General features: G+C 59.3%; 1 protein-coding gene. It reads right to left on the bottom strand.

All coding sequences use genetic code 11. The features are described 5' to 3' along the window. A partial coding sequence (locus HU750_RS26845) for an immunoglobulin-like domain-containing protein (protein ID WP_346010860.1) occupies positions 1 to 6,742 on the bottom strand: 6,742 nt, incomplete at both ends.

Below are 6,742 nucleotides of genomic sequence, written 5' to 3'. Positions count from 1 at the left end.
GTAGACGTCGTCGCCTTGCGCTTCGTGGGTGTACGGCGCGCTGGTTTCACCGGCTTTGATGGTGACGGTGGCGTTGTTGCTCAAGGTCACGACCAGGTCGTGAGCCAGGGCAGTGTTGATGTGAACGGTGAACGTTGGTTTGACGTTCTCGGCAACAGAAACCTGATCAGCCGTGATGGTGACTTTGACCAAGTCGCCCTCGTTGCCGGCACCCGGAGTACCCGAGCCTGGCTCGTCGGTCACAGCAGTGCTGACCGGAGTCTTGTCCAGAACCAGGTTCTCGAACTTGCCAACATCAGCGCCATCCACCGAAGCGATCGATTTGATCACTGGGTCGTTGGTACCGGTGTAGACGTTGTCCGGAGCAGTCACGGTGGTGAAGCCGGTGGTGCTGTTGGCTGGAACCGTGATGACGGTGGTGCCGTCGCTCAGCGTGAAGGTCAGTGCCGAATGCTTGTCGATCGGCAGACCGTCTTTGTTGGTCAGGGTGATGGTGTAGGTGATCGCACCACCTTCGGTGACCGAAGGTGTAGCAGTCAGCTTGGCCACCACGTCATCCGTGGTATCGGTGACTTTGACCGACGCCGCGTCGCCCAGCTGCAGATTCTCGAAGGCGCGGCCATCGATGTCTGCTGCCGACTTCACGCCCAACTCGATTTCGCCAACGTCTTTGTAGACGTCGTCGCCCTGCGCTTCGTGAGTGTACGGCGCGCTGGTTTCGCCGGCCTTGATGGTGACGGTGGCATTGTTGCTCAGGGTCACGACCAGGTCGTGAGCCAGGGCAGTGTTGATGTGAACAGTGAAGGTCGGTTTGACGTTTTCAGCCACCGATACCTGGTCAGCAGTAATGGTGACTTTGACCAAGTCGCCTTCGTTGCCGGTGCCTGGAGTACCCGAGCCCGGCTCGTCGGTGACAGCGGTGCTGACCGGAGTTTTGTCCAGAACCAAGTTCTCGAACTTGCCAACATCAGCGCCATCCACCGAAGCGATCGATTTGATCACTGGGTCGTTGGTACCGGTGTAGACGTTGTCCGGAGCAGTCACGGTGGTGAAGCCGGTGGTGCTGTTGGCTGGCACGGTGATGACGGTGGTGCCGTCGCTGAGCGTGAAGGTCAGCGCCGAGTGCTTATCAATCGGCAAGCCATCTTTGTTGGTCAGGGTGATGGTGTAGGTGATTGCACCACCTTCGGTAACCGAAGGGGTGGCAGTCAGCTTGGCCACGACATCGTCGGTGGTGTCAGTGACTTTGACCGACGCTGCGTCACCCAACTGCAGGTTTTCGAAGGCACGACCATCGATGTCTGCTGCCGACTTCACGCCCAACTCGATTTCGCCGGCGTCTTTGTAGACGTCGTCGCCCTGCGCTTCGTGGGTGTACGGCGCGCTGGTTTCGCCAGCCTTGATGGTAACGGTAGCGTTGTTGCTCAAGGTCACGACCAGGTCGTGAGCCAGCGCGGTGTTGATGTGGACAGTGAAGGTCGGCTTCACGTTCTCTGCAACCGAAACCTGGTCAGCGGTGATGGTGACCTTGACCAGATCGCCTTCGTTGCCAGCGCCTGGAGTACCCGAGCCTGGCTCGTCGGTGACAGCGGTGCTGACCGGAGTCTTGTCCAGAACCAGGTTCTCGAACTTACCAACATCAGCGCCGTCGACGGTGGCGATCGATTTGATCACCGCGTCGTTGGTACCAACGTAAACGTTGTCCGGGGCAGCCACGGTGGTGAAACCAGTGGTGCTGTTGGCCGGAACAGTGATGACAGTGGTGCCGTCGCTCAGGGTGAAGGTCAGTGCCGAGTGCTTGTCGATCGGCAGACCGTCTTTGTTGGTCAGGGTGATGGTGTAGGTGATCGCACCACCTTCGGTGACCGAAGGCGTAGCGGTCAGCTTGGCCACCACGTCATCCGTGGTGTCAGTCACTTTGACCGAAGCGGCGTCACCCAGCTGCAGGTTTTCGAAGGCACGGCCATCGATGTCTGCTGCCGACTTCACGCCCAGCTCGATTTCACCGGCGTCTTTGTAGACGTCATCGCCCTGCGCTTCGTGAGTGTACGGCGCGCTGGTTTCGCCGGCCTTGATGGTCACAACCGCATTGTTGCTCAGGGTCACGACCAGGTCGTGAGCCAGGGCAGTGTTGATGTGAACGGTGAAGGTTGGTTTGACGTTCTCGGCAACCGAAACCTGATCAGCTGTGATGGTGACTTTGACCAAGTCGCCTTCGTTGCCGGCACCCGGAGTACCCGAGCCTGGCTCGTCGGTCACAGCAGTGCTGACCGGAGTCTTGTCCAGAACCAGGTTCTCGAACTTACCAACATCAGCACCGTCGACGGTGGCGATCGATTTGATCACCGCGTCGTTGGTACCAACGTAAACGTTGTCCGGGGCAGCCACGGTGGTGAAACCGGTGGTGCTGTTGGCCGGCACAGTAATGACGGTGGTGCCATCGCTCAGGGTGAAGGTCAGCGCCGAGTGCTTGTCGATCGGCAAGCCATCTTTGTTGGTCAGGGTGATGGTGTAGGTGATCGCACCACCTTCGGTAACCGAAGGAGTGGCAGTCAGCTTGGCCACGACATCGTCAGTGGTGTCGGTGACTTTGACCGACGCCGCGTCGCCCAGCTGCAGATTCTCGAAGGCACGGCCATCGATGTCTGCTGCCGACTTCACGCCCAGCTCGATTTCGCCAGCGTCTTTGTAGACGTCGTCGCCTTGCGCTTCGTGGGTGTACGGCGCGCTGGTTTCGCCAGCCTTGATAGTAACGGTGGCGTTGTTGCTCAGGGTTACGACCAGGTCGTGGGCCAAAGCGGTGTTGATGTGGACGGTGAAGGTCGGTTTGACGTTCTCGGCAACCGAAACCTGATCGGCGGTGATGGTGACTTTGACCAGATCACCTTCGTTGCCAGCGCCTGGAGTACCCGAGCCAGGCTCGTCAGTGACAGCAGTACTGACCGGCGTCTTGTCCAGGACCAGGTTTTCGAACTTACCGACATCCGCGCCATCGACCGAAGCGATCGACTTGATCACTGGATCGTTGATACCGGTGTAGACGTTGTCCGGGGCAGTCACGGTGGTGAAACCGGTGGTGCTATTGGCCGGCACGGTAATGACGGTGGTGCCGTCGCTCAGGGTGAAGGTCAGCGCCGAGTGCTTATCAATCGGCAGACCGTCCTTGTTGGTCAGGGTGATGGTGTAGGTGATTGCACCACCTTCGGTGACCGAAGGCGTAGCGGTCAGCTTGGCCACCACGTCGTCGGTGGTGTCAGTCACTTTGACCGAGGCCGCATCGCCCAGCTGCAGGTTTTCGAAGGCACGACCATCGATGTCTGCTGCCGACTTCACGCCCAACTCGATTTCACCGGCGTCTTTGTAAACGTCGTCGCCCTGCGCTTCGTGGGTGTAAGGCGCGCTGGTTTCGCCAGCCTTGATAGTCACAACCGCGTTGTTGCTCAGGGTCACGACCAGATCGTGAGCCAGCGCGGTGTTGATGTGAACGGTGAAGGTCGGCTTCACGTTCTCGGCGACCGATACCTGGTCAGCCGTGATCGTCACCTTGACCAAGTCGCCCTCGTTGCCGGCACCCGGAGTACCCGAGCCAGGCTCATCGGTGACAGCAGTGCTGACCGGCGTCTTGTCCAGAACCAGGTTTTCGAACTTGCCAACATCCGCGCCGTCGACGGTGGCGATCGATTTGATCACCGCGTCGTTGGTACCGACGTAGACGTTATCTGGAGCAGTCACGGTGGTGAAACCGCTGGTGCTGTTGGCCGGCACGGTGATGACGGTAGTGCCGTCGCTCAGGGTGAAGGTCAGCGCCGAGTGTTTATCGATCGGCAGACCGTCTTTGTTGGTCAGGGTGATGGTGTAGGTGATCGCACCACCTTCGGTGACCGAAGGCGTAGCGGTCAGCTTGGCCACCACGTCGTCGGTGGTGTCGGTGACTTTGACCGAGGCCGCATCGCCCAGCTGCAAGTTCTCGAAAGCACGACCGTCAACATCGACGGCGGATTTGATGCCCAGCTCGATTTCACCGGCGTCTTTGTAGACGTCGTCGCCCTGCGCTTCGTGGGTGTACGGCGCGCTGGTTTCGCCAGCCTTGATAGTAACGGTGGCGTTGTTGCTCAGTGTCACGACCAGGTCGTGAGCCAGCGCGGTGTTGATGTGAACGGTGAAGGTCGGCTTCACGTTTTCAGCGACCGAAACCTGATCGGCGGTGATGGTGACTTTGACCAAGTCTCCTTCGTTGCCAGCGCCTGGAGTACCCGAGCCTGGTTCGTCAGTGACAGCAGTGCTGACCGGCGTTTTATCCAGAACCAGGTTCTCGAACTTGCCGACATCCGCGCCATCAACCGAAGCGATCGATTTGATCACTGGATCGTTGATACCGGTGTAGACGTTGTCCGGGGCAGTCACGGTGGTGAAACCAGTGGTGCTGTTGGCCGGCACAGTAATGACGGTGGTGCCATCGCTTAGGGTGAAGGTCAGCGCCGAATGCTTGTCGATCGGCAGACCGTCTTTGTTGGTCAGGGTGATGGTGTAAGTGATTGCACCACCTTCGGTAACCGAAGGGGTGGCAGTCAGCTTGGCCACGACATCGTCGGTGGTGTCAGTGACTTTGACCGACGCCGCGTCGCCCAGCTGCAGATTCTCGAAGGCACGGCCATCGATGTCTGCTGCCGACTTCACGCCCAACTCGATTTCGCCAGCGTCTTTGTAGACGTCGTCGCCCTGCGCTTCGTGAGTGTACGGCGCGCTGGTTTCGCCGGCCTTGATGGTGACGGTGGCATTGTTGCTCAGGGTCACGACCAGGTCGTGAGCCAGGGCAGTGTTGATGTGAACGGTGAAGGTCGGCTTCACGTTCTCGGCCACCGAAACCTGATCAGCGGTGATGGTGACTTTGACCAAGTCGCCTTCGTTGCCCGGAGTGCCTGGCTCGTCGGTGACAGCGGTGCTGACCGGCGTTTTGTCCAGAACCAAGTTCTCGAACTTGCCAACATCCGCGCCATCAACGGTGGCGATCGATTTGATCACTGGATCGTTGGTCCCGACGTAGACGTTGTCCGGAGCAGTCACGGTGGTGAAGCTGGTGGTGCTGTTGGCCGGCACAGTGATGACGGTGGTGCCGTCGCTCAACGTGAAGGTCAGCGCCGAATGTTTATCAATCGGCAAGCCATCTTTGTTGGTCAGCGTAATGGTGTAGGTGATCGCACCGCCTTCGGTGACCGAAGGGGTAGCGGTCAGCTTGGCCACCACGTCATCCGTGGTGTCAGTCACTTTGACCGACGCCGCATCGCCCAGTTGCAGGTTTTCGAAGGCACGGCCGTCAACATCGACGGCGGACTTGATACCCAGCTCGATTTCGCCGGCGTCTTTATAGACGTCATCGCCTTGCGCGTCGTGGGTGTACGGCGCGCTGGTTTCACCGGCCTTGATGGTCACAACCGCATTGTTGCTCAGCGTCACAACCAAGTCGTGAGCCAGGGCAGTATTGATGTGAACGGTGAAGGTCGGCTTCACGTTCTCAGCAACCGAAACCTGGTCAGCGGTGATGGTGACTTTGACCAGATCACCTTCGTTGCCCGGCGTGCCTGGCTCGTCGGTCACAGCAGTGCTGACCGGCGTTTTGTCCAGAACCAGGTTCTCGAACTTGCCGACATCCGCGCCATCCACCGAAGCGATCGATTTGATCACTGGATCGTTGGTACCGACGTAGACGTTGTCCGGGGCAGTCACGGTGGTGAAACCGGTGGTGCTGTTGGCCGGAACCGTGATGACGGTGGTGCCGTCGCTCAAGGTGAAGGTCAGCGCCGAGTGCTTATCAATCGGCAGACCATCTTTGTTGGTCAGCGTAATGGTGTAGGTGATCGCACCGCCTTCGGTGACCGAAGGACTGGCAGTCAGCTTGGCCACGACATCGTCAGTGGTGTCAGTGACTTTGACCGAGGCCGCATCGCCCAGCTGCAGGTTCTCGAAGGCACGGCCATCGATGTCTGCTGCCGACTTCACGCCCAACTCGATTTCGCCGGCGTCTTTGTAGACGTCGTCGCCCTGTGCTTCGTGGGTGTACGGCGCGCTGGTTTCGCCAGCCTTGATGGTCACAACCGCGTTGTTGCTCAGCGTCACGACCAGGTCGTGAGCCAGCGCAGTGTTGATGTGAACGGTGAAGGTCGGCTTCACGTTCTCAGCAACCGAAACCTGATCGGCGGTGATGGTGACCTTGACCAGATCGCCTTCGTTGCCAGCGCCTGGAGTACCCGAGCCTGGTTCGTCAGTGACAGCAGTGCTGACCGGCGTTTTGTCCAGAACCAGGTTCTCGAACTTGCCGACATCCGCGCCGTCGACGGTGGCGATCGATTTGATTACCGCGTCGTTGGTACCGACGTAGACGTTATCCGGAGCAGTCACGGTGGTGAAACCGCTGGTGCTGTTGGCCGGCACGGTGATGACGGTAGTGCCGTCGCTCAGCGTGAAGGTCAGCGCCGAGTGTTTATCGATCGGCAGACCGTCTTTGTTGGTCAGGGTGATGGTGTAGGTGATCGCACCACCTTCGGTAACCGAAGGCGTGGCAGTCAGTTTGGCCACAACATCGTCGGTGGTGTCGGTGACTTTGACCGACGCTGCGTCACCCAGCTGCAGGTTTTCGAAGGCACGGCCATCGATGTCTGCTGCCGACTTCACGCCCAACTCGATTTCACCGGCGTCTTTGTAGACGTCGTCGCCCTGCGCTTCGTGGGTGTACGGCGCGCTGGTT

This window comes from Pseudomonas sp. SWRI50, from assembly GCF_014269095.1.
GTDB lineage: Bacteria > Pseudomonadota > Gammaproteobacteria > Pseudomonadales > Pseudomonadaceae > Aquipseudomonas > Aquipseudomonas kermanshahensis.
This window is presented reverse-complemented; position numbering and strand designations above follow the sequence as displayed.